The sequence below is a fragment of the Sphingomonas sp. LHG3443-2 genome (genome assembly GCF_049896405.1).
Lineage (GTDB): Bacteria > Pseudomonadota > Alphaproteobacteria > Sphingomonadales > Sphingomonadaceae > Sphingomicrobium.
This window is the reverse complement of record NZ_JAFCUG010000001.1, coordinates 2,421,748-2,447,519: the sequence shown is the minus strand read 5'-3', so window position 1 is coordinate 2,447,519 and position 25,772 is coordinate 2,421,748. Positions and strand designations below refer to the sequence as shown.

The 25,772-nt window shown below is 66.8% G+C and carries 23 protein-coding genes; 13 read left to right on the top strand and 10 right to left on the bottom strand.

Features of this window, described 5'->3' with window-relative positions; translation table 11 throughout:
* Positions 1-15 precede the first annotated feature (15 nt).
* From ACP69Z_RS12235 to ACP69Z_RS12195, 9 genes are all read left to right on the top strand, one after another.
* Positions 16-618 (top strand): NADH-quinone oxidoreductase subunit J, encoded by a 603-nt coding sequence (locus ACP69Z_RS12235; protein ID WP_426267753.1) that lies wholly within the window; start codon positions 16-18, stop codon positions 616-618.
* Positions 615-920, top strand: a complete 306-nt coding sequence (gene nuoK, locus ACP69Z_RS12230) for an NADH-quinone oxidoreductase subunit NuoK (protein ID WP_168070202.1) — start codon at positions 615-617, stop codon at positions 918-920. Before ACP69Z_RS12235 ends, nuoK begins: the two co-directional genes overlap by 4 nt.
* A gap of 1 nt (position 921) precedes the next feature.
* Positions 922-2,967: an NADH-quinone oxidoreductase subunit L gene (gene nuoL / locus ACP69Z_RS12225; protein WP_426267752.1), complete on the top strand. Its 2,046-nt coding sequence runs from the start codon at positions 922-924 to the stop codon at positions 2,965-2,967.
* A 1-nt stretch (position 2,968) separates the two neighbouring features.
* On the top strand, positions 2,969-4,513 hold the full coding sequence (locus tag ACP69Z_RS12220) for an NADH-quinone oxidoreductase subunit M (RefSeq protein ID WP_426267751.1): 1,545 nt from the start codon (positions 2,969-2,971) through the stop codon (positions 4,511-4,513).
* The gene (gene nuoN / locus ACP69Z_RS12215) at positions 4,513-5,940 is read left to right on the top strand and encodes an NADH-quinone oxidoreductase subunit NuoN (protein WP_426267750.1); all 1,428 of its coding nucleotides are present in this window, start codon (positions 4,513-4,515) and stop codon (positions 5,938-5,940) included. The genes ACP69Z_RS12220 and nuoN overlap by 1 nt, the downstream gene beginning before the upstream one ends.
* 19 nt (positions 5,941-5,959) lie before the next feature.
* Positions 5,960-6,661: a biotin--[acetyl-CoA-carboxylase] ligase gene (locus tag ACP69Z_RS12210; RefSeq protein ID WP_426267749.1), complete on the top strand. Its 702-nt coding sequence runs from the start codon at positions 5,960-5,962 to the stop codon at positions 6,659-6,661.
* Positions 6,662-6,665: 4 nt separating this feature from the next.
* Positions 6,666-7,448, top strand: a complete 783-nt coding sequence (locus ACP69Z_RS12205) for a type III pantothenate kinase (RefSeq protein ID WP_426268103.1) — start codon at positions 6,666-6,668, stop codon at positions 7,446-7,448.
* A 106-nt stretch (positions 7,449-7,554) separates the two neighbouring features.
* A complete protein-coding gene (locus ACP69Z_RS12200; protein WP_426267748.1) occupies positions 7,555-9,189 on the top strand; it encodes a ribonuclease J in 1,635 nt (544 codons plus the stop codon).
* Positions 9,186-9,446, top strand: coding sequence for a DUF1467 family protein (locus tag ACP69Z_RS12195; protein WP_426267747.1), 261 nt, complete (start codon positions 9,186-9,188; stop codon positions 9,444-9,446). Before ACP69Z_RS12200 ends, ACP69Z_RS12195 begins: the two co-directional genes overlap by 4 nt.
* A gap of 3 nt (positions 9,447-9,449) precedes the next feature.
* Here the strand turns inward: ACP69Z_RS12195 and ACP69Z_RS12190 are convergent, their stop codons facing one another.
* Positions 9,450-11,750, bottom strand: coding sequence for a hypothetical protein (locus ACP69Z_RS12190; protein WP_426267746.1), 2,301 nt, complete (start codon positions 11,748-11,750; stop codon positions 9,450-9,452).
* A gap of 72 nt (positions 11,751-11,822) precedes the next feature.
* On the opposite strand from ACP69Z_RS12190, the gene ACP69Z_RS12185 reads away from it, so the two are divergent.
* From ACP69Z_RS12185 to ACP69Z_RS12175, 3 genes are read left to right on the top strand one after another with little or no spacing between them, the layout of a single operon-like run.
* Complete coding sequence (locus tag ACP69Z_RS12185; protein ID WP_426267745.1) at positions 11,823-13,004, top strand: hypothetical protein; 1,182 nt, start codon at positions 11,823-11,825, stop codon at positions 13,002-13,004.
* Between the two features lie 13 nt (positions 13,005-13,017).
* Complete coding sequence (locus tag ACP69Z_RS12180) at positions 13,018-14,064, top strand: hypothetical protein (protein WP_426267744.1); 1,047 nt, start codon at positions 13,018-13,020, stop codon at positions 14,062-14,064.
* Positions 14,057-15,391 (top strand): ATP-binding protein, encoded by a 1,335-nt coding sequence (locus ACP69Z_RS12175; RefSeq protein ID WP_426267743.1) that lies wholly within the window; start codon positions 14,057-14,059, stop codon positions 15,389-15,391. Before ACP69Z_RS12180 ends, ACP69Z_RS12175 begins: the two co-directional genes overlap by 8 nt.
* Here the strand turns inward: ACP69Z_RS12175 and ACP69Z_RS12170 are convergent.
* Together ACP69Z_RS12170 and gltX are read right to left on the bottom strand one after the other, a co-directional pair.
* Positions 15,388-16,671 (bottom strand): citrate synthase, encoded by a 1,284-nt coding sequence (locus tag ACP69Z_RS12170; RefSeq protein ID WP_426267742.1) that lies wholly within the window; start codon positions 16,669-16,671, stop codon positions 15,388-15,390. The two genes, ACP69Z_RS12175 and ACP69Z_RS12170, sit on opposite strands and share 4 nt — an antisense overlap.
* 29 nt (positions 16,672-16,700) lie before the next feature.
* The gene (gene gltX, locus ACP69Z_RS12165) at positions 16,701-18,158 is read right to left on the bottom strand and encodes a glutamate--tRNA ligase (protein ID WP_426267741.1); all 1,458 of its coding nucleotides are present in this window, start codon (positions 18,156-18,158) and stop codon (positions 16,701-16,703) included.
* Between gltX and ACP69Z_RS12160 the strand changes: the two genes are divergently transcribed.
* Entirely contained in the window at positions 18,157-20,265 is a 2,109-nt protein-coding gene (locus tag ACP69Z_RS12160) for a ComEC/Rec2 family competence protein (RefSeq protein WP_426267740.1), read from the top strand. The two genes, gltX and ACP69Z_RS12160, sit on opposite strands and share 2 nt — an antisense overlap.
* Here the strand turns inward: ACP69Z_RS12160 and ACP69Z_RS12155 are convergent.
* Genes ACP69Z_RS12155 through ACP69Z_RS12125 form a run of 7 tightly spaced genes read right to left on the bottom strand, consistent with a single transcriptional unit; the run spans position 20,262 to position 25,760 of the window.
* Positions 20,262-20,603, bottom strand: coding sequence for a VOC family protein (locus ACP69Z_RS12155; protein WP_426267739.1), 342 nt, complete (start codon positions 20,601-20,603; stop codon positions 20,262-20,264). The two genes, ACP69Z_RS12160 and ACP69Z_RS12155, sit on opposite strands and share 4 nt — an antisense overlap.
* Positions 20,600-21,289 carry a cytochrome b/b6 domain-containing protein gene (locus ACP69Z_RS12150; protein WP_426267738.1) on the bottom strand — a complete coding sequence of 230 codons (690 nt, stop codon included), beginning with the start codon at positions 21,287-21,289 and terminating at the stop codon, positions 20,600-20,602. Before ACP69Z_RS12150 ends, ACP69Z_RS12155 begins: the two co-directional genes overlap by 4 nt.
* The gene (locus tag ACP69Z_RS12145; protein WP_426267737.1) at positions 21,282-21,833 is read right to left on the bottom strand and encodes a c-type cytochrome; all 552 of its coding nucleotides are present in this window, start codon (positions 21,831-21,833) and stop codon (positions 21,282-21,284) included. Before ACP69Z_RS12145 ends, ACP69Z_RS12150 begins: the two co-directional genes overlap by 8 nt.
* Positions 21,834-21,877: 44 nt before the next feature.
* The gene (gene mmsB / locus ACP69Z_RS12140) at positions 21,878-22,780 is read right to left on the bottom strand and encodes a 3-hydroxyisobutyrate dehydrogenase (RefSeq protein ID WP_426267736.1); all 903 of its coding nucleotides are present in this window, start codon (positions 22,778-22,780) and stop codon (positions 21,878-21,880) included.
* Positions 22,781-22,792: 12 nt separating this feature from the next.
* The gene (locus ACP69Z_RS12135) at positions 22,793-23,569 is read right to left on the bottom strand and encodes an enoyl-CoA hydratase (RefSeq protein WP_426267735.1); all 777 of its coding nucleotides are present in this window, start codon (positions 23,567-23,569) and stop codon (positions 22,793-22,795) included.
* Entirely contained in the window at positions 23,566-24,621 is a 1,056-nt protein-coding gene (locus tag ACP69Z_RS12130) for an enoyl-CoA hydratase/isomerase family protein (RefSeq protein WP_426267734.1), read from the bottom strand. Before ACP69Z_RS12130 ends, ACP69Z_RS12135 begins: the two co-directional genes overlap by 4 nt.
* On the bottom strand, positions 24,618-25,760 hold the full coding sequence (locus ACP69Z_RS12125; RefSeq protein WP_426267733.1) for an acyl-CoA dehydrogenase family protein: 1,143 nt from the start codon (positions 25,758-25,760) through the stop codon (positions 24,618-24,620). Before ACP69Z_RS12125 ends, ACP69Z_RS12130 begins: the two co-directional genes overlap by 4 nt.
* Positions 25,761-25,772: the final 12 nt, after the last annotated feature.

Genomic DNA, 25,772 nt, shown 5'->3' with positions numbered 1-25,772 from the left:
GCGCCCGGCCATCCCATGATCGCAGCTCTCGCCTTCTATCTCTTCGCGACCGTCACCATCACGTCCGCCGTGCTGGTGATCTTCGCCCGCAACCCCGTGCATTCGGTGCTGTGGCTCATCCTGGCCTTTTTCAACGCGGCTGGCCTCATGCTGCTGGTCGGGGCCGAGTTCATCGCCATGCTGCTGGTGATCGTCTACGTTGGCGCGGTCGCGGTGCTGTTCCTGTTCGTGGTCATGATGCTCGACATCGACTTCACGCAGCTGCGGTCGGGCTTCAACCGCAACCTGCCGTTCGGCCTGCTGATCGCCATCGTGCTGCTGGCCGAAATCGTGATCGCGACCTCGGCCTACAATGCAGGCCCGGCGCTGGCTGGCGCGCCGCTGGCGCAGCCCGTCCAGAACATCGAAGCGCTGGGGACCGAGCTCTACAGCCGCTACCTGCTGCCGTTCGAGCTTGCCGGCTTCATTCTGCTGGTGGCGATGATCGGCGCGATCGTGCTGACCCACCGCAGCCGCGGCGACGCGCGCGGGCAGAACGCCAATCGCCAGATCGGCCGCCGCCCGCAGGATGCGGTGCGCAACATCAATCAGCCCGTCGGCGAGGGGATCGAGCTGTGATCGGCCTGGTGCATTATCTGACGGTGTCGGCGATCCTGTTCGTGATCGGCGTGCTCGGCATCTTCCTCAACCGCCGCAACGTCATCCTGATGCTGATGGCGATCGAATTGCTGCTGCTCAGCGTCAACATCAACCTCGTCGCCTTCAGCGCCTTCCTTGGCGACATGAAGGGGCAGATCTTCGCCATGTTCGTGCTGACCGTCGCTGCCGCCGAGGCCGCGATCGGGCTTGCGATCCTGGTGATCTTCTTCCGCCGCCGCGGAACCATCGCGGTCGACGCCGCCGACCAGATGCGCGGGTAACATGCAGTCCTCGATCATCCTCATCGTCTTCCTGCCGCTGCTGGCCGCGCTAGTCGCGGGCCTTGGCGGGCGGGTCATCGGCAAGGTGCCGGCCAAGGCCATCACCACCGGTGCGCTGTTCATCAGCTGCGCGCTCTCCTGGCCGATCTTCCTCGGCTTCATGTCGGGCGCCAACGAAGCGGCCGTCGTACCGGTGCTGGAGTGGATCCGCTCGGGCGATCTGCAAGTCGACTGGAGCCTCCGCGTCGACACGCTGACCGCGGTCATGCTGGTGGTGATCACCACCGTCTCCAGCCTCGTCCACCTCTATAGCTGGGGTTACATGGACGAGGATCCGAGCCAGCCTCGCTTCTTCGCCTACCTGTCGCTGTTTACCTTCGCCATGCTGATGCTGGTGACGGCCGACAGCCTGATCCAGATGTTCTTCGGCTGGGAAGGGGTCGGCCTCGCTTCCTACCTGCTGATCGGTTTCTGGTACCACAAGCCCTCGGCCAACGCGGCCGCGATGAAGGCGTTCGTCGTCAACCGCGTCGGCGACTTCGGCTTCAGCCTCGGCATCTTCGGCACCTTCCTGGTGTTCGGCACCGTGTCGATCCCGGCGATCCTCGCCGCGGCGCCCGGCATGGCCGGTTCGACCATCGGCTTCGCCGGCCTGCGGGTCGACACCATGACCCTGCTCTGCTTGCTGCTGTTCGTCGGCGCGATGGGCAAGTCGGCGCAGCTTGGCCTGCACACTTGGTTGCCGGACGCGATGGAAGGCCCGACCCCGGTCAGCGCGCTGATCCACGCCGCGACGATGGTCACTGCGGGCGTCTTCATGGTCTGCCGCCTGTCGCCGATGTTCGAAGTCAGCCCGACTGCGATGACGGTGGTCACCTATGTCGGTCTCGCCACCGCCTTGTTCGCGGCAACGGTTGGCCTGGTCCAGAACGACATCAAGCGCGTGATCGCTTATTCGACCTGTTCGCAGCTCGGCTACATGTTCTTCGCCGCGGGCGTCGGCGCCTACGGCTCGGCGATGTTCCACCTGTTCACCCACGCCTTCTTCAAGGCGCTGCTGTTTTTGGGGGCCGGCTCGGTCATCCACGCGATGCACCACGAGCAGGACATGCGTTATTATGGCGCGCTTCGGAAAGAGATCCCGCTGACCTTCTGGGCGATGGTGCTCGGCACGCTGGCGATCACCGGCGTTGGGATCATCGGGGTGTTCGGCTTCGCCGGCTTCTATTCCAAGGATTCGATCCTCGAGAGCGCGTTCGCCAGCGGCAGCGTGCACGGGACGATGGCCTTCTTTGTCGGCTCCTTCGCCGCGCTGCTCACCAGCTTCTACAGCTGGCGGCTGATCTTCCTGACCTTCTTCGGCCAGGCCCGCTGGGCGGGTTCGGAGCATATCCAGCACGCGGTTCACGGCGATCATCACGATCACCCGAACGAAGAGCATGGCGACAGCAGCCATGGGGCCGCGCAGCCGGTGGTCGGCACCGCCGGCTATCATCCGCACGAAAGCCCGTGGTCGATGCTGGTGCCGCTCGGCGTGCTGAGCCTCGGCGCAGTGTTCGCGGGCTTTGGCTTCCACCACTACTTCATCGAGGCCGAAGGCGGCGCCGAATTCTGGCGCGGAAGCCTGGTCTTCAACGAGCATCTGATGCACGCCTCGCACCAGGTGCCGCTGTGGGTGAAGCTGACGCCGGGCATTGTGATGCTGATCGGTCTGGCGCTGGCCTGGAACAACTACATCCGCCGTCCGGACACGCCGGCCAAGTGGGTCGCTGCGACCGGCCCGATCCATGCCTTCCTGATGAACAAGTGGTATTTCGACGAGATCTACAACTTCTTGTTCGTCCGTCCCTCGCTGGCGCTTGGCCGCTTCTTCTGGAAGCGCGGCGACGTGCAGACCATCGACCGCTTCGGCCCGCATGGCGCGGCCTATGCGGTCGGCGTCGGCAATCGCATGACGGCCGTTCTGCAGTCGGGCTACCTCAACTCCTATGCGCTGGTGATGCTGCTCGGCCTGGTCGGCGCGGCCACCTGGGTGATGACCCGCTGATATGAGCTTTCCCATTCTCTCCGTGATGATCGCGCTGCCGCTGCTGGCGGCGCTCGGCTGCCTGTTCCTGCAAGCGAACGGTGCGCGCTGGCTGGCGCTTGGCGCGACGCTGGCGCTGTTCGTGCTCGGCTGCGTCCTCTGGGCTGGCTACGACGTCGGCGGCGCGCAGTGGCAATTCCAGGAGCGGGTGAGCCTTGGCACGCCCTACCTGAACTGGGCGCTCGGCATCGACGGCATCGCGCTGATGCTGATCATGCTCAGCGTGTTCCTGATGCCGATCTGCATCGGTGCCAGCTGGCGTTCGATCGACAAGCGCGTGCCCGAATACATGGCGGCCTTCCTGCTGATGGAGGCGCTGATGCTCGGCGTGTTCATGGCGCAGGACCTGCTGCTGTTCTACATCTTCTTCGAAGCCGGCCTCATCCCGATGTATCTGATCATCGGCATCTGGGGCGGGGTCGAGCGGATCAAGGCGAGCTACAAGTTCTTCCTCTACACCCTGCTCGGCTCGGTGCTGATGCTGGTCGCCATGCTGGTGATGATCGGCCAGACCGGCACCGGCGACATCCCGACGCTGATGGCGACCGACTTCGCGCCGGGCCTCCAGACCTGGCTGTGGCTGGCCTTCTTCGCCAGCTTCGCGGTGAAGATGCCGATGTGGCCAGTCCACACCTGGCTTCCCGATGCCCACGTCCAGGCGCCGACCGCGGGCTCGGTGATCCTTGCCGGCGTGCTGCTGAAGATGGGCGGCTACGGCTTTATCCGCTTCAGCCTGCCGATGTTCCCCGAAGCCAGCGCGCAGTTCGTGCCCCTGGTGTTCGGCCTGTCGAGCGTCGCCATCGTCTACACCAGCCTGGTCGCGCTGGTGCAGGGCGACATGAAGAAGCTGATCGCTTATTCCTCGGTCGCTCACATGGCGTTCGTCACCTTCGGCCTGTTCGCGTTCAATCGGCAGGGGATCGAAGGCTCGCTGATCGTGATGCTCAGCCACGGCCTCGTCTCGGGCGCGCTCTTCCTCTGCGTTGGCGTGATCTACGACCGCATGCACACCCGCGAGATCGCGAAATACGGCGGCCTCGCCAACAACATGCCGGCTTATGCCTTGCTATTCCTGCTGTTCACCATGGCGGCGGTCGGCCTGCCCGGCACCAGCGGGTTCGTTGGCGAGTTCCTGGCGATGATGGGCACCTACGAGGTGTCGACCTGGGGCGCGATCTTCGCCACCACCGGCATCATCCTCGGCGCGGCTTACATGCTGTGGCTCTACTGGCGCATCAGCTACGGCACCGCGCGGACGGAAGAGGCTTCGGCGATGGTCGATCTCGACCGCCGCGAATGGGCGCTGCTCGCGCCGATTGCCGCCATCGTGCTGTGGATGGGCGTCTATCCCGAAAGCTTCATGGCGCCGATGCGCGACGACGTCGGCCGGCTGCTGACGCGGATCGAGCGGGTGAAGCCGGCCGGTGACAGCCGTCCGACCGCCGGCAACCCGGCGGCTGCCGCGGCGGCCAAGGCCAACGAACATGGCGCCGGGGAGGCGCACTGATGAACTTCGCTCCGATCCTTCCCGAAGTCATCCTCGGCCTCGGCGCCGTGGTGCTGATGATGGTCGCCGCCTTTGTGCGGCGGTCCTCGACCATCACCCATGTCGCCGCCATCGCTTTGCTGGTTGGCGCCTGCTTCGCTCTGATCGGCGCGCCGCAGACCGCCGGATCGGTGTTCGACGGCATGTGGGCGGCCGACGGCTTCGCCGCTTTCGGCAAGGTCATCATCTACCTCTCGGCCGCGATCGCCATCGTCATGGCCCACGGCTGGTTTGACCAGAACCAGGAGCATGGCGCAGAATATGCGGTGCTGATCCTCTTGTCGGCGCTCGGCGCGTCGGTGATGGTCAGCGCGACCGACCTCATGATGCTCTACGTCGGCCTCGAGTTGCAGAGCCTCTCGGCCTACGTCCTCGCCTCCTACCGCCGTCATGACGAGCGCTCGGCCGAGGCCGGCCTTAAGTATTTCGTACTCGGCGGCCTTGCCAGCGGCATCCTGCTCTACGGCATCAGCCTGCTCTACGGCTTTGCTGGCACGACCTATTTCGACGGCATTGCCGCGGCGTTTGCCGGCCCCGAAGGCACCAGCCTCGGCCTGCTGTTCGGCCTGGTCTTCACGCTGGCCGGCATCGCCTTCAAGATCGCCGCCGTGCCGTTCCACATGTGGACACCCGACGTCTACGAAGGCGCGCCGACGCCGGTCACCGCCTTCTTCGCCGCCGGGCAAAAGGCCGCGGCGATCCTGCTCGCGACCCGGGTCTGCCTGGATGCGATGGGCCCGGTCACCGACCAGTGGCGCCAGATCGTCATCTTCGCCGCGCTCGCCTCGATCATCCTCGGCGCGGTCGCGGCCTACGGCCAGACCAACATCAAGCGCCTGCTCGCCTATTCGTCGATCAACAACGTCGGCTTTGCGCTGGTCGGCCTTGCCGCTGGCGGACGCGAAGGCGCGACGGCGGTGCTCGTCTATTCGGCGGTCTACGTCGTGATGACGCTCGGCGCCTTCCTGTGCATCATGAGGATGCGCGATGCCGAGGGCCGCCCGCTCGAAAGCCTCGCCAGCCTGTCGGGCTTGTCGCAGACCCGGCCGCTGCTGGCGTTGGCGATCGCCATGTTCATGTTCAGTCTCGCCGGCATCCCGCCGCTCTTCGGCTTCTGGCCCAAGCTGATGGTCTTCCAGGCCGCGGTCGATGCCGGACTGCAGCTACTGGCGCTAGCTGCCGCCGCGCTGACCGTGATCGGGGCATATTATTATCTGCGGGTCATCAAGATCATGTATTTCGATGCGCCTGCCGAGCCGCTGGCGCCGGCACGCGGGCGGACCGAAACGGTGCTGATCGCTGCCTGCGCCTTGATCATCAGCCCGCTTGGCTATCTGCTGATCAATCCGCTGACCACCGCCGCAGCCAACGCGGCCAGCGTCTTCTGATGCGCCGCGAGGCGCAGAGGTGACCCGCATCCGCTTTGTCGAGCGCACCGGCTCGACCAACAGCGATCTCCTGGCCGAGCCGCACGCGCCCGAAGGCGAATGGCTGATCGCCGCCCGGCAGGACGGGGGCAGGGGGCGCCAGAACCGCGCTTGGGTAAGCCCGGCAGGCAATTTTCACGGCTCGACCCTTGTCCGCTTGCGCCCCGGCGACCCGCAGGCCGGCTCCCTCGCGCTGGCTGCCGGCCTCGCCCTGATCCGCGCGGTAGAAGCCGCAGCGCCCGCCACCGGGCTGATGCTGAAATGGCCCAACGACCTGCTGCTGGGTTCGGCCAAGCTCGCGGGTATCCTGCTCGAAAGGCAGGAGGACCGCGTGGTCGCCGGCTTCGGGATCAATCTCGCGCACGCGCCCGAAATCCCGGGCCGTGAAACCGTAGCCCTCTCGTCGGTCGCCCTCGTCAGCCCCGAAGCCTTGGCCCCGCTGCTCGCCGCTTCCTTTGCCCGCGAACTGCAGCGGTGGCGCGACGATCCGCTTGGCCTCGCCGCGCTGTGGCTGGAAAGCGCGCATCCGGTCGGAACCCCGCTCTCGGTCCATGTCGCAGCCGACGAGAAGATCGAAGGCAGTTTCGCTGGGCTGGCCCCCGATGGAGCGCTTCGCCTTTCGTTGGCAAACGGCGAAGAGCGACGCATCCATGCTGCCGATGTCATGCTGGGGAGCGCCTGAGGCCATGCTGCTCGCGGTCGATGCGGGAAACACCAACGTCGTCTTCGCGCTGCTGGCGGACGACGGAAGCATCGCCGCGCGCTGGCGGATCGCCACCGACCCGCGCCGGACGGCCGATGAATATGCCGTCTGGCTGCACCAGTTGCTCAGCCTCGAAGGCTATGCCCGCGGCGACGTGACCGGCGTCATCATCGGCACGGTGGTTCCGCGCGCGCTGCACAACCTCCAGGTGCTGTCGCGCAAATACTTCGGGCAGGAGGCGTTGGTTGCGGGGCAGGGCGACGCGACCTGGGGAATCAGCCTCGACGTCGATGAACCGCACAATGTTGGCGCCGACCGCGTGCTGAACGCCATCGCGGGTCATGCCGCTTATCCTGGCGATCTCGTGGTCATCGACTTTGGCACCGCCACCACCTTCGACGTCGTCGATTACGACGGCGCCTACAAGGGCGGGATCATCGCCCCGGGGATCAATCTCAGCCTAGACGCTCTAGTCGCCGCTGCCGCAAAGCTTCCGCGCATTGCCATCGAGGCGCCGGACGACACGACCGTTATCGGCCGCACTACGGCCAGCCAGATGTTGTCGGGCATCTATTGGGGCTATGTCGCCATGATCGGAGGGCTGCTCGCCCGTGTCCGCGCCGAAATCGGCCGCCCGGTGACCTGCATTGCGACCGGCGGCCTTGCGACCTTGTTCCAGCAACACAATCTATTTGATGCGGTTGAGCCCGATCTGACCATTCGTGGATTGGCGCTTCTGCATGCGCGGAGCCTCCGGCCCGCCTGACCCGAGATCATGAGGAGCCCGGCGGCAAGGTAGTCCAGCCGCCGCTCCTGACCTTCGCAATGGACTGCGACAAGGCGCTCTCAACGGGCCAAAGACAGGAAATATTGTGACACCAGGCAACGAACTTCTCTTCCTCGCCCTCGGCGGGTCGGGCGAGATTGGCATGAACGTCAATCTCTACGGTACCAACGGCAAGTGGCTGATGGTCGACTGTGGCATGACCTTCGGCGACACCGATTATCCCGGCATCGACCTGATCCTTCCCGACCTCGAGTTCATCGAGAAGCGGCGCAAGGACCTTGTCGGGCTGGTCCTGACCCATGGCCACGAGGATCATATCGGTGCCATCCCCTATCTCGCCGCCGACCTCGGGGTGCCGCTATACGCGACGCCCTTTACCGCCGGCCTGATTGCGCACAAGCTGGAGGAGGAAGGGCTGAGCGGGCAGGTCAAGGTCCGGCTGATCCATCCCGGTGACGTGCTCGACCTCGGGCCGTTCAGGGTCACTCCGGTGCCGCTCGCGCATTCGATCCCCGAAGCCAACGGGCTACTGATCGAGACGCCGCACGGCCGTGTCTTCCATACCGGTGACTGGAAGCTAGATCCCACCCCGGTGCTCGGCAATCCGACCAGCCCCGAAAAGCTGCGCGCCATCGGCGACCTTGGCGTGGATGTCATGGTCTGCGATTCGACCAATGCCTTCACCGACAAGGCGTCGGGCTCCGAAGCCGAGGTTTTCGATGGGCTGCTCAAGGCCGTCGAAGAGTCGCCCGGCCGCGTGCTGGTCACCACCTTCGCCTCCAACGCCGCGCGGCTGCACACGATCGGCAAGGTTGCCGAAGCGACCGGCCGCCAAGTCGCGGTCGCGGGCCGTTCGATCGAGCGTTACCTTCAGGTGGCGCGCGCGACCGGCTACCTCACCGACTTCCCCGACACTGTCCGCTACGACGAAGCGATGCGCCTTCCGCGGCGCGAGTTGCTGATCGTCGCCACCGGCGGGCAGGGCGAACCGCGCGCCGCCCTTGGGCGCATCGCTGCGGGCAGCCATGAGATCAAGCTCGGCGAGATGGACACGGTGATCTTCTCCTCGCGCCAGATCCCCGGCAACGAGCGCGCAGTCGGGCGGGTTATGAATCAGCTCGCCGTGCTCGGCGTACGCACCATCACCGAGCGGCAGGCCCACGTCCACGTCTCGGGTCACCCCGGCCGTCCGGAACTGCAGCAGATGTACGACTGGATCCGGCCCAAGCTGCTCGTCCCCGTTCATGGCGAGCGCCGCCACCTGCTCGAACAGGCGCGTCTCGGGATCGAAAGCGGTGTTCCTGGCAGCCTCATCCAGGAAAATGGCGACCTCATCCGTTTGGCGCCTGGCGAGCCGAAGAAGATTGGCGAAGAGCGGGTCGGACGGCTGGTGCTCGACGGCGACGTCATCCTGCCGGCGGACGGCGCTACCATCAATGAGCGGCGTCGGATTTCCTTTCAGGGCGTGATCGCGGTCAGCATCGTCCTTCGAAGCAACGGCTCACTCGCTGCCGATCCGGTGGTGCGTGCAGTAGGTGTGCCGGTCGAGGAGGACCGCGACGATTTCATCCGCGACGCGCAGGCGACCGCCGCCAAGGCCGTGACGCCGATCCGCGACGAGGACAAATTGCGCGAGACCATCCGCCTCGCCGTTCGCCGCTGCGCCACCCTGTGGACCGGCAAGAAGCCCAACGTGGAAGTGCTGGTAACCCGCCTGTGAACCCCGGAAGCGCTCTTGCCGTCTTCTTCCTGATCTTCGTCTTCACGGCGTTTCTGATGCTGCCGTTCGGGATGCGGACCGATGAAGAGGTAGGGGCGCCCCGGATCGCGGGGCAGGCGGACAGTGCCCCGCATCGCTTCGACCTGAAGCGGCACCTGCTGCGCGCGGGCCTGATCTCGCTCCTGTTGTTCGCCCTTTTCTACGCCAACTGGACGCAGGGGTGGATCACGGCCGAGACGCTGGACTTCTACAATTAGGTCCTAGCGCCGCCGCTCCAGCACCTGCGCGAGTGCGGTATAAAGCCGGCCCATGTCGCTCGACAGCAGGGTGACGGACATCATGCCGCCTTCCTGTTCGGCCGAGGCGCGGCGAAGCATTGCCTCGAAATCCTGGACGTAGCGGGTCACTGAGGCGGCGAAGTCCCGATCGTTGGCGACCTGCTGCTCGACAAGCCGAAGTTCGCCCGGATTGAGCAGCCGCACGGCCTTGCGTGTGAAGACGCCGCGATCGCCTTTGAGGTAGGCGGCCCAAGCCCTGTCGTCGACTTCGTCGCTGAGGATGCGCCCCACGTCGATCGAGGCGTTGTGCAGCGAATCGATCAGCGTTGCGGCGCGGCGGGCGAAAGCCTCGCTGTCCGCCAGCCGATCGTCCTCGCGGGTTTTGATGAGGTGCTGTTCGAGCGCCGTCGCGGTGCGGCCGATGTTGAGCATCTGCTGCGACAGCCCGCTCGACGCCGTTCGAGCTGCCTCCAGTGCACGGGCAGCGACCCGTTCGACTTCGCCCAGCTGCCCTGCGACGCTTTCCTCCACCGCCCGGGCGAGCGCCGTGCGCGCCTCGGTCGATAGTTGTTGCGTCGTCTCCGGCACGACTGCGGCAAGAGCCTCCCGCGCCCGCGTCGCGGCCTGCGAAGCGGCCTCACGGATCTGGACCATGGCCTGCACCAGGGCAGGACCGGTTTCGGCCTGCAGCCGGGTTGCCTCGTCACCCGCTTGCGCCAAGGCAGAACGAAGGTCGGCAAGCCGCTGCTCGGCGCCGCCGACGCCGCTCTCCACGCTCGCCAGAAGCCCTGCCAGGCGCTCCTGTTGCCCGGCGATCCCGGCCGTGCCCTGCTCGAGCCGCGCGGTCATGCCGGTTGCAGCCTCGCTCATCCATTCGACGTCCGGGCGGGCGGCCTGCACTGCGGCCAGCAGCCGCTCGGCACCTCCTTCGGCATGACCCAGCGCACCACTCAGTTCCTCACCGCACTCGCGCTGCAAGGAGGCGACCGTGTGACGAAGCTGCTCGGTACGGGAGCTGAGATCATCCAGCGTGCCGCCGCTCGCCGCCTGCTGCGCGCCAAGTCCGTCGAGCTCTCGCCGGACCCGGTCGATCGCGGCTGCCACCGCCTGCGCCCGCATGTCGCCTTCGGCTGCCAGGTCGACAAAGCGCTGGTCCACTTCGGCGAGCTGCCGCTCCAGGCCCGCCACCAGCGCAGTTACCGCGCGGTCCTGCTCCGCGACGCGCGCGGCAAGGCCGTCGAGCGCCTGTCCCGCGGTGCTGAGGCGTGAACCGAGCTGGATGGCAGCCTCCTGACCGGCCACGCCGAGCGCCGCCGCGCTCTGTTCGACCAGCCCGCGCACCGCCGAAGCCTGTTCGTCGACACCGGAGCGGATCAGCCCCAGCGCCTCCCCGGTGCGCTCCAGCAAGGCATCGACCTGCGCCGACGCCGTGGTGCCGGTCTCGCTGACCCGCATCGCGGCGGCTGCGCCTGCGCTCTCGATCTGGGTGAGATGGGCGACCAGCCGCTGCGACGCGCCGCCGACCTGATCCTCCGCTTCGCGCGCCCGCCCGCTGATCGCCGCCAGTTGCGCTTCCAGCGCAGCCGATTGCGCGCTCGCCTCGCGCCCGGCCGAACGCAGTTCCTCGCCCATGGCGCGGCTGCTTGCCTCAGCCCGCGGCAGATCTTCCATCAATACGCCGACATCGATCCGCGCGCTCTCCGCCGCGCGGTCGAGCGCAGCGGCGTGACGGGTCAGTGTTTCGCTTCCGGCAGCCAGCTCGCGCGTTACGGTGCCGAGCCGGTGACCGGCTTCGTCGCCCAGCCGCATCAGCCGCTCGGCGTGACCCGACAGCGCTGCTTGCTCTTCGTCCAGGCGCTGGCGAAGCACGCCCAGCAGCTGCTCCAGGCTGCGCGCTTCGGAACGCATTGCAGCCACGCTTTGAGTAAAGCGCTCCGCTTCGCGGCGACGGGTCCGGCCGAAGATCAGCCACGCAAGGCCCAGCAGCACCAGCGGCGCAGCGGCGATCGCCAGCCACTCGGCGAGCAACGCCGGCGAGGCCTGACCGCGAACCGATCCGCCCGCGCTCCACCCTGCAAACCCGATCCAGACGAGTGCCAGTACCGCCAGCGTCCAGCCGAGCACCTGGCGCCCGTCCGCTCCGGTTTCGGGCTGCTGCTCGGGCACATCCACCCACACGGGCTCTGGTCGCTGAATCTCGGCAGGAGCGGCACCGACCTGTTCCGTAAGATCGAGTGGTTCGTCGAAGTCGTCATGCGACGAGCGGGGGAGGGACGGCGTCATGGCACCATGTTTATCACCTTTGCTCGCCTACGGAAGCGTGCAAGAGGAAGTGGCCATGAGGAAGGGGTGGGAATGGCGCTCGGCGCGTTGATCGCTGCGCAGGATGAGGATGACCAGGGCGGACTTCACGCGCTGGCGCCGCTCGCGGGACGCACACTCATCGAATATCAGGCACGCTGTGCGGCGGCGATCGGCGCAGCGCCGATCGTTGTCATGGTCGAGCGCGTTCCGCCGACCCTTCAAACCGCGTTTGAACGGCTGCGCGCCGAAGGCATCTCCGTCGTGCCCGTGACCGACGCGATGGAGGCGGCGGCGCGGTTCGATCCTGAAATCGCCGTGCTGCAAATGGCTGACGGGGTCGCCCCCGCCGCATCCGTGCTGGCCGAGCTGGCGGAGGAGCCCCCCCCGGCGATCCTCACCGTTCCCGACGACGAACAGCACCGCTCGTTCGAGCGCATCGACAATGAGCGGCGCTGGGCCGGTCTCGCCATCATCTCCTCGGGCCTGCTGTCCGACACCGCACGAATGCTGGGCGACTGGGATCTTCATTCGACCCTCCTCCGCCGCGCCGTCCAGGAAGGCGCCAGGCTGGTGCCCGCACCCGAGGGGATGCGGCCGTTCCTCGCGGCGAGCGAGACCAGCGCCGCCGCGTTCGACCGGCACCTTGTCGACAGCAGCCGCCATCGCCGCCGCGACTGGCCGAGCCGCTTCATCCTGCCACCGGTCGAGGATTTCCTCACCCGCCAGCTGATGGGCGCCCCGATACGGCCGACCGCCCTGCTGTGGGCCGCTCTTGCCCTGGTACTTGGCGCCGCGCTGCTGTTCACTCGCGGCGAGCCGCTTTGGGCGGTGGGCCTGCTCATCGCGGCAAGCCCGCTCGACCGGCTGGCGGAACGGCTCGCAACCGTCCGGCTGCGGCCGTTCTCGCGTCATTCGGCGCTGTACCGCTTGCTGACGCCCGCGCACGGCCTCGCCCTGCTCGGACTCGCCTGGTACGAAACCTGGCATGGCGGCGGCTGGGGTGCCCTGGTCGCCGCTGCCGGCGCCATCGCCTTTGGTGAAGCAACCCGGGTCGAGCGGCGCGGGCGCGAGCTTGGGCCCGACCTGTGGCTGCTGAGCCCACGCAGCGCGGTGTTCCTGTCGCTGCCCTTTGCCCTGTTCGGAGCGTGGAGCCTGCTCACCGTTGCCCTCGCCGTTTATGCCGCGGCGAGCTTCTTCATCGTCCAGCAGCTGGTGCGGCCGGAACGCGATTGACGCGGCGTTAACGGTGGCTTTGCTAACACACAGCGACATGCCCGCCGAATGGCCCATCACCGCCGCCCCCTCGGGAGGGCGCGACAAGCAAGCTTCGACCGCCTTTGCCGCGGCCGGAGGGAGCCGGCTTGCGGCCATCGTGCAGGACTTGTTTCTCTCGCCGGACGCCCGGCTGACCGAGCAGGAACGCTCGCTGATGACGGCCATGCTCCACGGCCTGATCGAGCGCATTGCCGTCGAGATCCGCGCCCGCCTGTTGCCGGAAGCCGCGGCAAGCTGCGATGCCGGCGCGCCCGAGCTGATCGCCGACCTCACTCGCGCCGGGCTGGTGCAGGACCAGGCGCTCGTTGCGCTGCTGCTGCGGCGCGCCGACGTGCAGCGGATTGCCTCGTCGGGACGGGGCGGCCGCTCCACGCTGCAAGGGTGGACGGCCAGCCAGGATGCCGATGTAGCCGCTGCCGCCATGACCCTTGTCGCCGGGCGCGGGCGCGGACGCGATCGCTTTGGCCGTGTCTCGCTCGATCTGTCCGACTTGTCGGCCCCACTCGCGCATGGCCTCGTGGTCGCCGTTGCCGCTGCCCTTGGCCGCCGCTGCCAGGAACCGAGCGACGCCGAAGTCGCCGATGCTGCGCACGACCTGCTTAGCACGCTGGCCGAACTCTCCTCTCCAGAAGAGATGGAAATGGCGCTGGTGGAAGCGCTTGGCGCCGAGGGTCGTCGCGCGCCCGGACTGCTGGTCAGCCTCGCCGAGGAAGGCGATGCGCCGGTATTAGCTGCCGTTCTCGCCGCAGAAGCCTGTATCCCGTCCGGCGAGGCATGGGATGCTCTGCTTGGCGGCGCAGAGTCGCTGGCGCTGCTGCTGCGGCTTGCCGGGGTGCCTCGAGGAGAAGCGGCCGCGTTGCTTGCGTCGGCCGGGCCGGCACTCGGCATTGGCGATCCGGTGCGCGCGATCGAAGCTTTCGACGCGATGAGCGCGGAGCGGGTCGAGGAAGCCCGTGCAGAGCTTGTCCTTCCTTCAGCTTACCGCAACGCGCGGCGGATCATCGCACGTCATGGCTAGCTTGCCGATCCAGCCGCCGATCACGGCCCGCGTCGACCAGGCCGGCCGGCTGGTTGCCGCCGACCCGCCGCTCCTTGCCCTGCAGGAGCAGGCCGGGGCCAGGCTCGGCAGCGCCTTGCTCGTGCCGCAACTCGCCGGGCTGGCCCGTCTTGCGGCACGGCTAGGGGTTGGGATCACCCGCCCGGTCATGGCTGCGAGCGAAGAGGAAGACCTTGATCTTCTCGTCCGTGCCGAGCCCGACGGCGATGGCGTGACGCTGTCGATCGAGCGCTGGACTGCCCGTCCGCCTGCGCGATCCCGTTGGCTCGCCACCGGCAGGGGCGGCGAGGAAGCGGAAGCCGAGGCGCGGGCGGCAGCCGAGGATCTCGTCACCGACCAGACGCTCCGGATCACCACCATCAGTCTTGGCCTCGAACGCCGTCTCGGCAGCGCCGCGGCGGACATCATCGGCCAGCCGCTCGTCCGCCTGCTTCGTCCAGTGGAAGATGGCGACGGCAATCTTCCGCTCATCGAGGCGCTGGCCGGGCGCACCGCCTTCGCCGCGCAAGCCGCCGTGTTGCGCGCGGACGATGCCGCGGTGCTGCTCGACGGGATGCCGCGGACTGAGGATGGGCAATTCGTCGGCTATGCCATTCGCGTCCGCAATCCAGATAGCGTTGCGGCGGCCGAGCGACCGGCGCTTCCGCCGCTTGATGACCTGCTGCGCGAGCCGCTCGCCTCCATCATCGACCAAGCCGATGAGATTGCCGGGCGCAGCCAGGGGCCGCTCAAGACCGATTACGCCGGCTACGGGACCGACATTGCGGCTGCGGCACGCCACCTGCTGGAACTGCTTACCGCGCTTGGCGGCGGGGAGGGCGGCGAGAACGGCGGGTCTACCGGCGGCGAGGTGCTCGACCTTGCCGAACTGGTGCTCGACGCCGCCGGCCTCGTCCAGGCGGAAGCCTCGACCCGGGGCATCCTTCTCGACGTGGGCGGGGAAGGGAGCCTCCAGGTTCGCGGGCAATCGCGCTCGATCACCCAGATCCTGGTCAACCTGATCGGCAATGCTGTGCGCTTCTCCCCCGAGGGCGGCACGGTCGCGATCACACTCGAACGCGGCGACAAAGCTGCGGTGACGGTCTCCGACCAAGGACCTGGTGTTGCGCAGGCCGATCGTGCCCGCATCTTCGAGCGGTTCGAGCAGGGCGCGGAGTCCCGCGGCGGAAGCGCAGGCCTTGGCCTCGCCATCTCGCGCCGCTTGGCCCGCGACATGGGCGGAGAGGTCGAACTGCTCGACCCCTCCGGCTCTGGCGCCGCCTTCCGGCTGAACGTTCCGCTCGCTTAGCGGGCGCCGACGCCCACGTAATCGCGCTGCGTCGCGCCGGTATAGAGCTGGCGCGGACGGCCGATCTTCTGCTCGGGATCGGCGATCATCTCGTTCCACTGCGCGACCCAGCCGACGGTGCGGGCGAGGGCGAAGAGGGCCGTGAACATCTCGGTCGGGAAGCCGATCGCGTTCAGGATGACGCCCGAATAGAAATCGACGTTCGGATACAGCTTCTTCTCCACGAAATAGCTGTCGCTGAGCGCAATCCGCTCCAGCTCCTTGGCGACGTCGAGCACCGGATCGGAGATATTGAGCTCGCGCAGCACTTCGTCCGCGGTTTCCTTCATCACCTTCGCCCGCGGGTCGAAGTTCTTGTACACGCGGTGGCCGAAGCCCATCAGGCGGAAGGGGTCGTCCTTGTCCTTGGCGCGGGCGATATATTCCGGGATGCGGTCGACGTGCCCGATCTCGCGCAGCATGTTGAGCGCCGCTTCGTTGGCGCCGCCATGCGCCGGGCCCCACAGGCAGGCGATGCCCGCGGCGATGCAGGCGAACGGATTGGCGCCCGACGAACCGGCCAGGCGCACGGTCGAGGTCGACGCATTCTGCTCATGATCGGCGTGGAGGATGAAGATCCGGTCCATCGCCTTTTCGATGATCGGGTTCACCACATAATCCTCGGCCGGAACGCCGAAGGTCATGCGAAGGAAGTTGCCGGTGTAGGACAGCGAATTGTCCGGATACAGGAACGGCTGCCCAATGCTGTACTTGTAGGCCATCGCGGCGATGGTCGGCATCTTGGCGATCAGGCGGTGCGAAGCGATCTCGCGCTGCTTGGGATCGGTGATGTCGGTGCTGTCGTGATAGAAGGACGACAGGGCGCCAACGACGCCGCACATGATCGCCATCGGGTGCGCGTCACGGCGGAACCCGCGGAAGAAGGTCGCCAGCTGCTCGTGGAGCATGGTGTGGCGGCTGATCGTGTAGGTGAACTTGTCCAGCTCGTCCTTGTTAGGAAGCTCGCCGTGCAGAAGCAGCGCCGCGACTTCCATGAAGGTCGATTTCTCGGCCAGCTGATCGATCGGGTAGCCGCGGTGAAGCAGGATACCCTCTTCGCCATCGATATAGGTGATGGCGCTGCGGCAGCTGGCGGTCGAAGTGAACCCCGGATCGTAGGTGAACATGTCGGTCGCGCCGTACAGCTTGCGGATGTCGACCACGTCGGGTCCGACACTGCCGCTCAGAACCGGGAGTTCGAGGGCCTTGTCGTCCGTGGTCAGCTTGGCATTCGACATCAATTGCGCTCCTTGAGGTGCAACTTCTTGAGTTAGTGGTTCGACATCTGGTCGGCGATCCGGGCAAGGCTTTCCTCCTGCCCGAGCAGCACCAGCACGTCAAAGATGCCCGGGCTGGTGGCCCGCCCGGTCAGCGCCGCGCGAAGCGGCTGGGCAAGCTTGCCGAGCTTCAGCCCTTCCGCCTCGGCCAGCGCCTTGACCATGGCTTCGGTCCCGTCGTGCGTCCATTCGGCGCTTGCCAGCGCCGCATGGACCCGCCCGAGCAGCGCGCGCGCATCGTCGTCGAGCAGGCTCGCCGCCTTCTCGTCCAACGGCAGCGGCCGCGCCACGAACAGGAAATCGGCGTTGGCATTGAGCTCGTTCAGGTCCTTGGCGCGCGCCTTGAGCTCGGGCATCGCTCGCTCGAGCAGCGCCAATTCCTCCGCTTCCAGCCCGCCCCGCCGCGCCGCGACCAGCACTGCCAGCCGGCTGTCTTCCGCGTGCCGGAGGTAATGGCCGTTGACGTTCTCAAGCTTCTTCAGGTCCATCCGGCTCGGGCTCTTGCCGACATGGTCGATGTCGAACCATTCGATCGCCTGCTCGCGGCTGATGATCTCGTCGTCGCCATGGCCCCAGCCGAGGCGGAGGAGATAGTTGAAGAGGGCTTCGGGGAGGATTCCCATCTCGTCGCGATAGGCATCGACGCCGAGCGCGCCGTGGCGCTTGGACAGCTTGGCGCCGTCAGCGCCGTGGATCAGCGGAATGTGGCCGTAGGTCGGTTCGGGCCAATCCATCGCCTTGATGATCGCCAGCTGGCGGAAGGCGTTGTTGAGGTGGTCGTCGCCGCGGATGACGTGGGTGACGCCCATGTCATGGTCGTCGACCACCACCGCCAGCATATAGGTCGGCGTGCCGTCCGAACGGAGCAGGACGAAGTCGTCGAGCTCCTCGTTACGGACCACGACCCGGCCCTGGACCATGTCCTCGATCACCGTCTCACCTTGGCGCGGTGCCTTCAGGCGAACCACGAACGCCGCGTCGGGAGAAGGGGCGTCACCGCCGTCGCGCCACTCGCTGACGATGCGGAACGGCTTCTTCGCCGCCTGCGCTTCCTCGCGGCGGCGGGCGAGTTCTTCCGGGCTGAGATAGCAGCGATACGCCGCACCGCGCTCGATCAGCTGGTGCGCCACCTCGGCATGACGCGCTTCATATTGCGACTGGAAATGCGGCTCGCCGTCGCCCGCGATGTCGAGCCAGGCAAGGCCATCGAGGATTGCGTCGATCGCCTCCGGCGTCGAGCGGGCCCGATCGGTGTCTTCGATGCGAAGCAGATACTTGCCGCCGTGATGCCGCGCGAACAGCCAGTTGAACAAGGCCGTCCGCGCTCCCCCGATATGGAGATAGCCCGTCGGGCTCGGCGCAAAGCGCGTGACAATGGTGCTTGCGCTCAACCGCGCTTTCCTCTTTCCTCGGTCCGCCGGATCGCGCCTCTTGTTGGAAGGAGGCAGCATGAATGTTGCCGTTTCCACAGGCAGCGCGCCGGCAGCGCCGCACTGGCAAGCCAGAGCGTTCTTCGCAAGTGCGGAAAAACGCCTTGAGGCCGAACGTTCCCAGCTTGCGCCGTGGGCGGTGGTCGCTTTCGGCAGCGGAATTGCGCTTTGGCTGGTGCTCGCCGACCCCTTGGCGTGGGTGTCGCTGTTGTTGTTCACCGCCGGGTTGGGACTGCTGGGGCTCGTTCTCGGGGGGCGCTTGGGGCAGGTCGTCGGCACCGCCGCCCTGTGCGCGGCGGTCGGCTGCGCGCTCATCTGGTGGCGAAGCGAGGACGTTGCCGCACCGCGCCTCGACAAGCCTGGCATCGCTGCCTTCGAGGGCGAGGTGCTCCGGGCCGAACGACTGGTGGCAAAGGACAGCCTGCGCCTGACGCTGGCCCCGTCCGATCCGCTGTTACCGCCAAAGGTCAGGGTCTCGTTCCCACTTGCCGATGCCGAGTCGCTGGGGCTGACACTCGGGGTCGGCGCGGTGGTGAAGCTGCGTGCCCGGCTTGCTCCACCGATGACGATGGCCTTGCCAGGCACGCACGACTTCGCCCGCGATGCCTGGTTCATGGGGCTCGGCGCTACGGGCCGGGCGCTCGGCGACGTGACGGTCGTCAGCCCGGCCAAGGCCAGCGGGCTCGACCAGATCCGGAGCGGGCTCGACACCCACATCCGTGGACAACTCGACCCCTCTGCAGGCGGCATTGCCTCGGCGCTGGTCACCGGGGATCAAGGTTCGATCCCGGAAGCGGACGCCGAAGCGATGCGCCGTTCCGGCCTTGCCCACCTCCTTTCGGTCAGCGGCCTCCACATCGCGGCGGCGGTCGGGTTCTTCTACCTGCTGGTGTTGCGGATCCTTGGCCTGTTTCCGGCACTCGCTCTGCGCTGGAACCTGGTCGCAGTGGGCTTCGCCGCGGGCGCACTGGCGGGGATCGGCTACACGGTTCTCACCGGGATGCAGGTGCCGACCGTCAGAAGCTGCATTGCCGCGCTGCTGGTGCTCGTCGGCACCCTGCTGGGCCGCGAAGCCCTCAGCATTCGCCTGATCGCGACCGGCGGGCTCCTCGTGCTGCTGATCCGGCCCGAGTCGCTTGCAGGGGCGAGCTTCCAGCTGAGTTTCGCCGCCGTGACGACCCTTGTCACGCTCTACTCACTCCCCGCCTACAAGCGCTGGTTCGAGCGGCGGGAGGAAAGCTGGACAAGTGCGCGGCTGCGCTCGTTCGGCGCCATGATCGCAACCGGGCTTGCGATCGAGATCGCGCTGATGCCCTTCGCGCTGTACCATTTCCATCGTAGCGGCCTCTATGGCGTCGCCGCCAACCTCATCGCCATCCCGCTGACGACCTTCGTGATCATGCCGCTGGAGGCGAGCGCCCTGCTGCTCGACCTCATCGGCCTCGGTGCGCCCTTGTGGACGCTGACGGGCTGGTCGATCGGCTTCCTCCTCGACGTCGCGCACACCGTGGCCGCTGCGCCGGGCGCCACCGCCATCCTCCCCTCCATGCCGCGCACCGCTTTCGCGCTGATCGTCGGGGGTGGCTTGTGGTTCTGCCTGTGGACAGGACGCTGGCGACACTGGGGCATCGCACCCATCGTCGCGGGCGTCCTCCTCACGCTGGCCGAGCCGCTGCCCGACCTCCTTATCACCGGGGATGGAAAGCATCTGGCGGTTATCGACGAGGCAGGCACGCCGTGGCTGCTCCGCGATCGCGCTGGCGACTTCGTGCGCGACCTAATGGCCGAGAACGCCGGTTTCGACGGCGATCCGCCGCCGCTTGCCGCCTATCAGGCGCGGTGCAGCGCGGATGCGTGCGTCGCGAACCTCGGCAATAGCGGGCGCACCCTGCTGGCCTTGCGCTCGACCCAGTGGCTCGATTGGGGGGAGCTGACCCGCGCCTGTGCCGCTGCCGACATTGTGGTTGCCGACCGCCGCCTGCCGCGTGGTTGCCGGGCACGCTGGCTGACGCTCGACGCGCCGCGGCTGCGGGACACCGGCGGCCTCGTCATCGATGCGGAAGCGGGCAAGGTGGCAAGCGTCGCCGAGCGGCTGAAGCGGCTACCCTGGGCCGGCGGTGGGCCTTAGGCCGCCACCCAGACCGCGATCTCATTGCCGCCGGGATCGATGAAGTGGAATCGCCGGCCGCCCGGAAAGGCGAAGATCGGCTTGGCGATGTGCCCGCCTGCCTTGGTCACGGCATCGAACGCCGCATCAAGGTCATCGACCCGGACCACCGGCAGCGGCGCCGACAATGCTTCGTCCGGATCGCCCTGCAAGCCGACACTCACCGCGCCTTCAACCGCGCTGTAGGTCGGGCCGTAATCGGCGAAGGTCCAGCCGAACGCCTTCTGGTAGAAGGCCCGGGTCAGCTCGTGCGCGCTTGCGCTTGGCAGTTCGACATAATCGATATGGGCTCCGCTCACAGTCCCGGTACTCCATTTGCTATCCACCAAGTCAGCCCAGCGGCGATCGCCAGGCTGATCACCAGCCGGCCGATGCCGGCCTTGACCAACCCTTGCGTACCCGCCGGATAATCGTTGCTCGACCCCGTGACCATCGCCCGGACAAGGCGCCTGCCTTTCCAGCGATAATAGAGGATCGCGGCCACGTGCAGCACGATCAGCGCGAGCAAGATATTGAACAGCAACTCGTGAACCTCGTGCGCCCATTCGGCGAAGGCGAAGCTGACCAGCCGGTTGAGCGGTCCGGAGACGATACCGTCCTCATCCGATAGCGGCAGGCCGAAGGCGACCTGAAAGACGAGCACAAAGAGCAGCGCCACCACGCTCAAGGCACCGAGGGGCGTATGGCCGACCCTTGTCCAGCCGGCAGGATCACGAAGATAGCCGGCGATACGGGAAGGGCCCGCGACAAAGGCGCTGAAGCGGGCTGTGGAGCTGCCGAGGACTCCCCACACCAGCCGGAACAGCAGCAGGAACAGGATCGTGAGTCCGCTCCGGATATGCCACTCGATCTTCTCATTCTCCGCCGACCACCAGGAAAAAGCGACCAGCAGCGCAATGCTCCAGTGAACCAGCCGTACCGGCAAGTCCCATACAGGTACGGTCACCCCGGCTTCCGCCGCTGCCGCCTGCGCGTCGTCAATCATCCTTGAGACGGAAGCGGTCGTGGCAGGCAGCGCAGGTCTTGCCGAGATTGGCTTGCGCTTCCTTGATCGCGCCGAAATCACCGCCGCCGGTGGTCGCCTGGAACACCTTGGCGGCCTCGTTGAAGCGGGTCATGCCCTTGTCGAACTCGGCCTTCTGCTGCCAGATCTCGGCCTTGGCGTGGGTCTTGCCGGTGTCAGGGCCGGTGCCAGCGGGGAACCAGCCGATCGCCTGCGGAGCAAGGGTCGCGATCTGGTCGGCGGAGGCCCGGACGGCGTTCAGGTCCTGCTTGTCGATCGCCTGCTTGGCCGCGCGCATCGCCTTGCCGATCTTCTCATAGCCTTCGTGCCGCTCCTTCATCTTGGCAAGGGCGGCCTCGCGCTCGAGCGGGGTGTCGGCGGCGGCCATCGCGGTGTTGGTCACCGTAGCGCTGGCTTCAGCCCCGGTCGCATTGGCTTCGTTGAGAGCGGCGTTGGTATCCTCGCCGCCGCGGTTGCAGGCGGAAAGCGAAAGAACGGCGGCGGTCAGCAGAAAGAACGAACGCATCGGCAACTCCCTCGTGTCCGGGTCAGAACGCGGCTGGAACGAGCTTAATTGCTGCCGGCGGGCGGCGTCCAGCTATCGTCGATCATCTTGATCAGCGCCGAAAAATCCTTGGGACCGCCACCACGCTCGACGAACCGCTGGTAAAGCTCGGCCGCTTCGCCGCCCATCGGCGTGTAGGCTCCGGCGGCTTGCGCCGCTTCCATGGCTAGCGTCAGGTCCTTCAGCATCAGTTGCGCGGCAAAGCCGCCGTCATAGCCGCGATCCGCGGGCGTCTCGGGTCCGACGCCCGGCACCGGGCAATAAGAGGTCATCGACCAGCTTTGCCCGCTCGCCTTGCTGGAGATGTCGAAGAAGACCTGCGGATCGAGCCCGAGCTTTTGCGCCAGCACAAAGGCTTCGCAGGTGCCGGCCATGGTAACGCCGAGCAGCATGTTGTTGACGATCTTCGCCGCTTGGCCCGAGCCCGAGCCACCGGCATGAATGACCGCCTTGCCCATCTTGTCGAGGATCGGTCGGGCGCGCTCGAAGCCTGCGTCGGACCCACCGACCATGAAGGTCAGCGTCCCGCCTTCGGCAGCGGCGATGCCGCCGGATACCGGCGCATCGACCATCTCGTAACCTGCCGCGCGGGCTTCTTCCTCGACCGCGCGAGCCGTGGCGACGTCGATGGTCGAGCAATCAAGGAGGATGGCGCTGGTCGGCGCCTTGCCGAACACGGCCGAGCGGTAAACCTCGGCAACGTGCTTGCCCGCCGGAAGCATGGTGACAACCGCTTCCGCACCCTCGACCGCCGACGCCGCATCCGCCGCGCGGCTGCAGCCGCGCTCCTCAGCCTTGGCCAGCGCCGCTTCGCTAAGGTCGAAGGCGTGTACCTCATGCCCCGCCTTGGCCAGGTTCGCGGCCATTCCGCCGCCCATGTTGCCAAGCCCGATGAACGCGATCCGCATGCCCTTACGCTCCTACTTGCCCGTCCACTTGCCGGGACGCTTCTCGACAAAGGCGCTCATGCCTTCCTTCTGGTCCTCGGTCCCGAACAGGCCGTGGAACAGCCGCCGCTCGAAGCGGACGCCCTGCGCCAGCGGAAGCTCGAAGGCGGCATTGACCATTTCCTTGGCGGCAATCGCGGCAAGCGGAGGCATGGCGGCGATCTCGGCGGCGGTCTTCAGCGCTTCTTCGACCAGGCTTGCTGCGGGCACCACGCGGGCAACGAGACCGGCCTTTTCGGCTTCCTCGGCACCCATCATCCGCCCGGTCAGGCACATCTCCATCGCCTTGGCCTTGCCGACCGCGGCCGCAAGGCGCTGCGATCCGCCCATGCCGGGCGTCACGCCCAGCTTGATCTCCGGCTGGCCGAACTTCGCATTGTCGCCGGCGATGATGAAGTCCGCCATCATCGCCACTTCGCACCCGCCGCCCAGCGCAAAGCCGCTGACCGCCGCGATCCACGGCTTGCGGGTGTCGGTGACCCGCTCCCAGCCGGCGAAGAAATTGGCCGAATACATGTCGGCAAAGCCTTGGCTCTGCATCTCCTTGATGTCGGCGCCTGCGGCGAACGCCTTTTCGCTGCCGGTCAGCACCAGGCAATGCTGGCTGGCGTCCGCGTCGTAAGCGGCGAAAGCATCGATCAGCTCGGCCAGCACCTGGCTGTTCAGCGCATTCAGCGCCTGTGGGCGATTGAGGCGGACAAGCGTGACCGCGTCATGCTTTTCGACGAGGATGGTGGTGTAGTCGGTCATTTGGCCTCCGGAAACGGGGTCCACGCCTCTTCGGGCGGAAGGTCGACGAACAATTGATCGACGGTCTCGTCCAGCACCGCTTCAGGCACGGCCGGTTTCCAGTCGGGTCTGTTGTCCTTGTCGATCAGCAGCGCGCGGACGCCTTCGACGAAATCATGCGTCTGCACGACTCGGCACGCCAATGCATATTCGGCGCGCATTTCGTCTTCGAAACTCTCCCGCTCGGCGCCTTCGCGAAGGAGGCGCAACGAGACCTTGCACGACAGCGGGCTCTTGCTGCGGATGGTCGCAAGCTCGGAGCGCGCCCAATCACTGTCTTCGGCCTCAAGCCCTGCGATCACCTCTTCCAGCGTATCGGGCGCGAACAGGCGGGCGATGTCGATAAGGTTCTGCTCGATCCGTGCGGTCGGCGGAACACCCGCGAAATTGCCCGCCGCGCCTGCAGCCCGGCCCGGCGCGGCGGCAAGCCGCTCGATCAGATCAGGCAGCGCGGCTTGCGGCACATAGTGGGTCGCAAGGCCAAGGTAGCGGCATTCCGCACCGTCCAGGCGGGCACCGGTCAGGGCCATGAACTGGCCAACCCGTCCTTCCAAACGCGACAGATGCCAGCCGCCGCCGACGTCGGGGAAAAGGCCGATGCCTGTTTCCGGCATGGCGAGCCTGGTCGCCTCGGTAGCGACGCGGACCTGGCAGGGGAGGGCGATGCCGACACCGCCACCCATGGTGATCCCGTCCATGATGGCGATGGTCGGCTTGGGATAGGTGAAGAGCAGGTGGTTGAGGCGATATTCGGCGTGGAAAAAGGCGGCAGCCTCCGACCCGTCGCCCGCGCCCGAACGAGCCAGCGCAACGACGTCTCCGCCGGCGCAGAAGCCGCGACCCTCGGCATGGTCGATCAACACCGCATCAACGGCGGGATCGTCGCGCCACGCAAGCAGCGCAGCACTCATCGCTTCGCACATCTCGCGGTTCAGCGCATGGATCGCCCGGGGCCGATTGAGCCGGATGCGGCCAAGCCGCCCTTCAAGCGAGATCAGGACGTCGCTAGTCACTGGCGCAGCATTTCGCGTGCGGTGATCATGCGCATGACCTGATTGGTCCCCTCGAGAATCGAATGGACCCGAAGATCGCGCCAGAAACGCTCGATCGGATAATCCATCAGATAGCCGTAGCCACCATGCAGCTGCAACGCGCGGTCGGCGATGGTGGAGCCTGTGTCGGTCGCAAGCCGCTTGGCCATGGCGGCAAAGCGCGTCTTGTCGGGCGCGTTATCGGTGACCTTCACTGCGGCGAGATAAAGCAGCGCGCGCGCCGCCTCCAGTTCGGTCGCCATGTCGGCCAGCATGAACTGGGTGTTCTGGAAGTCGGCGATGGCCGTGCCGAATTGCTTGCGCTCCTTGGTATAGGCGACCGCTTCGTCCAGGCAGCGCTGCGCCCCGCCGAGGCTGCACGCGCCGATGTTGAGGCGCCCGCCATCAAGGCCCATCATCGCGATGCGGAAGCCTTCGCCCTCGCCGCCGACACGGTTCTCGATTGGCACGCGGACCTCGTCAAAATTGACCTGTGCGGTCGGCTGGCTGTGCCACCCAAGCTTGCGCTCCTGCGCGCCAAAGCTGACGCCGGGCATGTCCTTTTCGATCACCAGGCAGCTGATGCCCTTAGGCCCGTCCTCGCCGGTGCGGACCATGGTGACGTAGATCTCGTTCTCGCCGCCGCCCGAAATGAAGGCCTTGGAGCCCGACACGACATAATGATCGCCGTCCCGCACCGCGCGGGTCTTGAGCGCCGAAGCATCCGATCCGCTAGACGGTTCGGTCAGGCAATAGGAGCCCAATCGTTCCATCCCGATCATGCTCGGCAGATACTTGTCCTTGACCACCTGACTGCCGAAGCGATCGATCATCCACGCCGCCATGTTGTGGATCGAAATAAACGCGCTGGTCGACGGGCAGCCATAGCTCATCGCTTCGAAGATCAGCGCCGATTCGAGCCGGCCGAGCCCGATCCCACCGCTTTCTTCCGAAACATAGATGGCGCCGAAGCCGAGCTCGGCCGCCTTTTGCACGGTGGCCCGGGGGAAGTGATGCTTCTCGTCCCACTCGGCAGCGTTGGGCGTGATTTCGGCGGCGGTGAACTGGCGTGCCAGATCCTGGATCTGACGCTGGTCGTCGGTGAGGTCGAACTGGGACATGCCGCGCCGTTA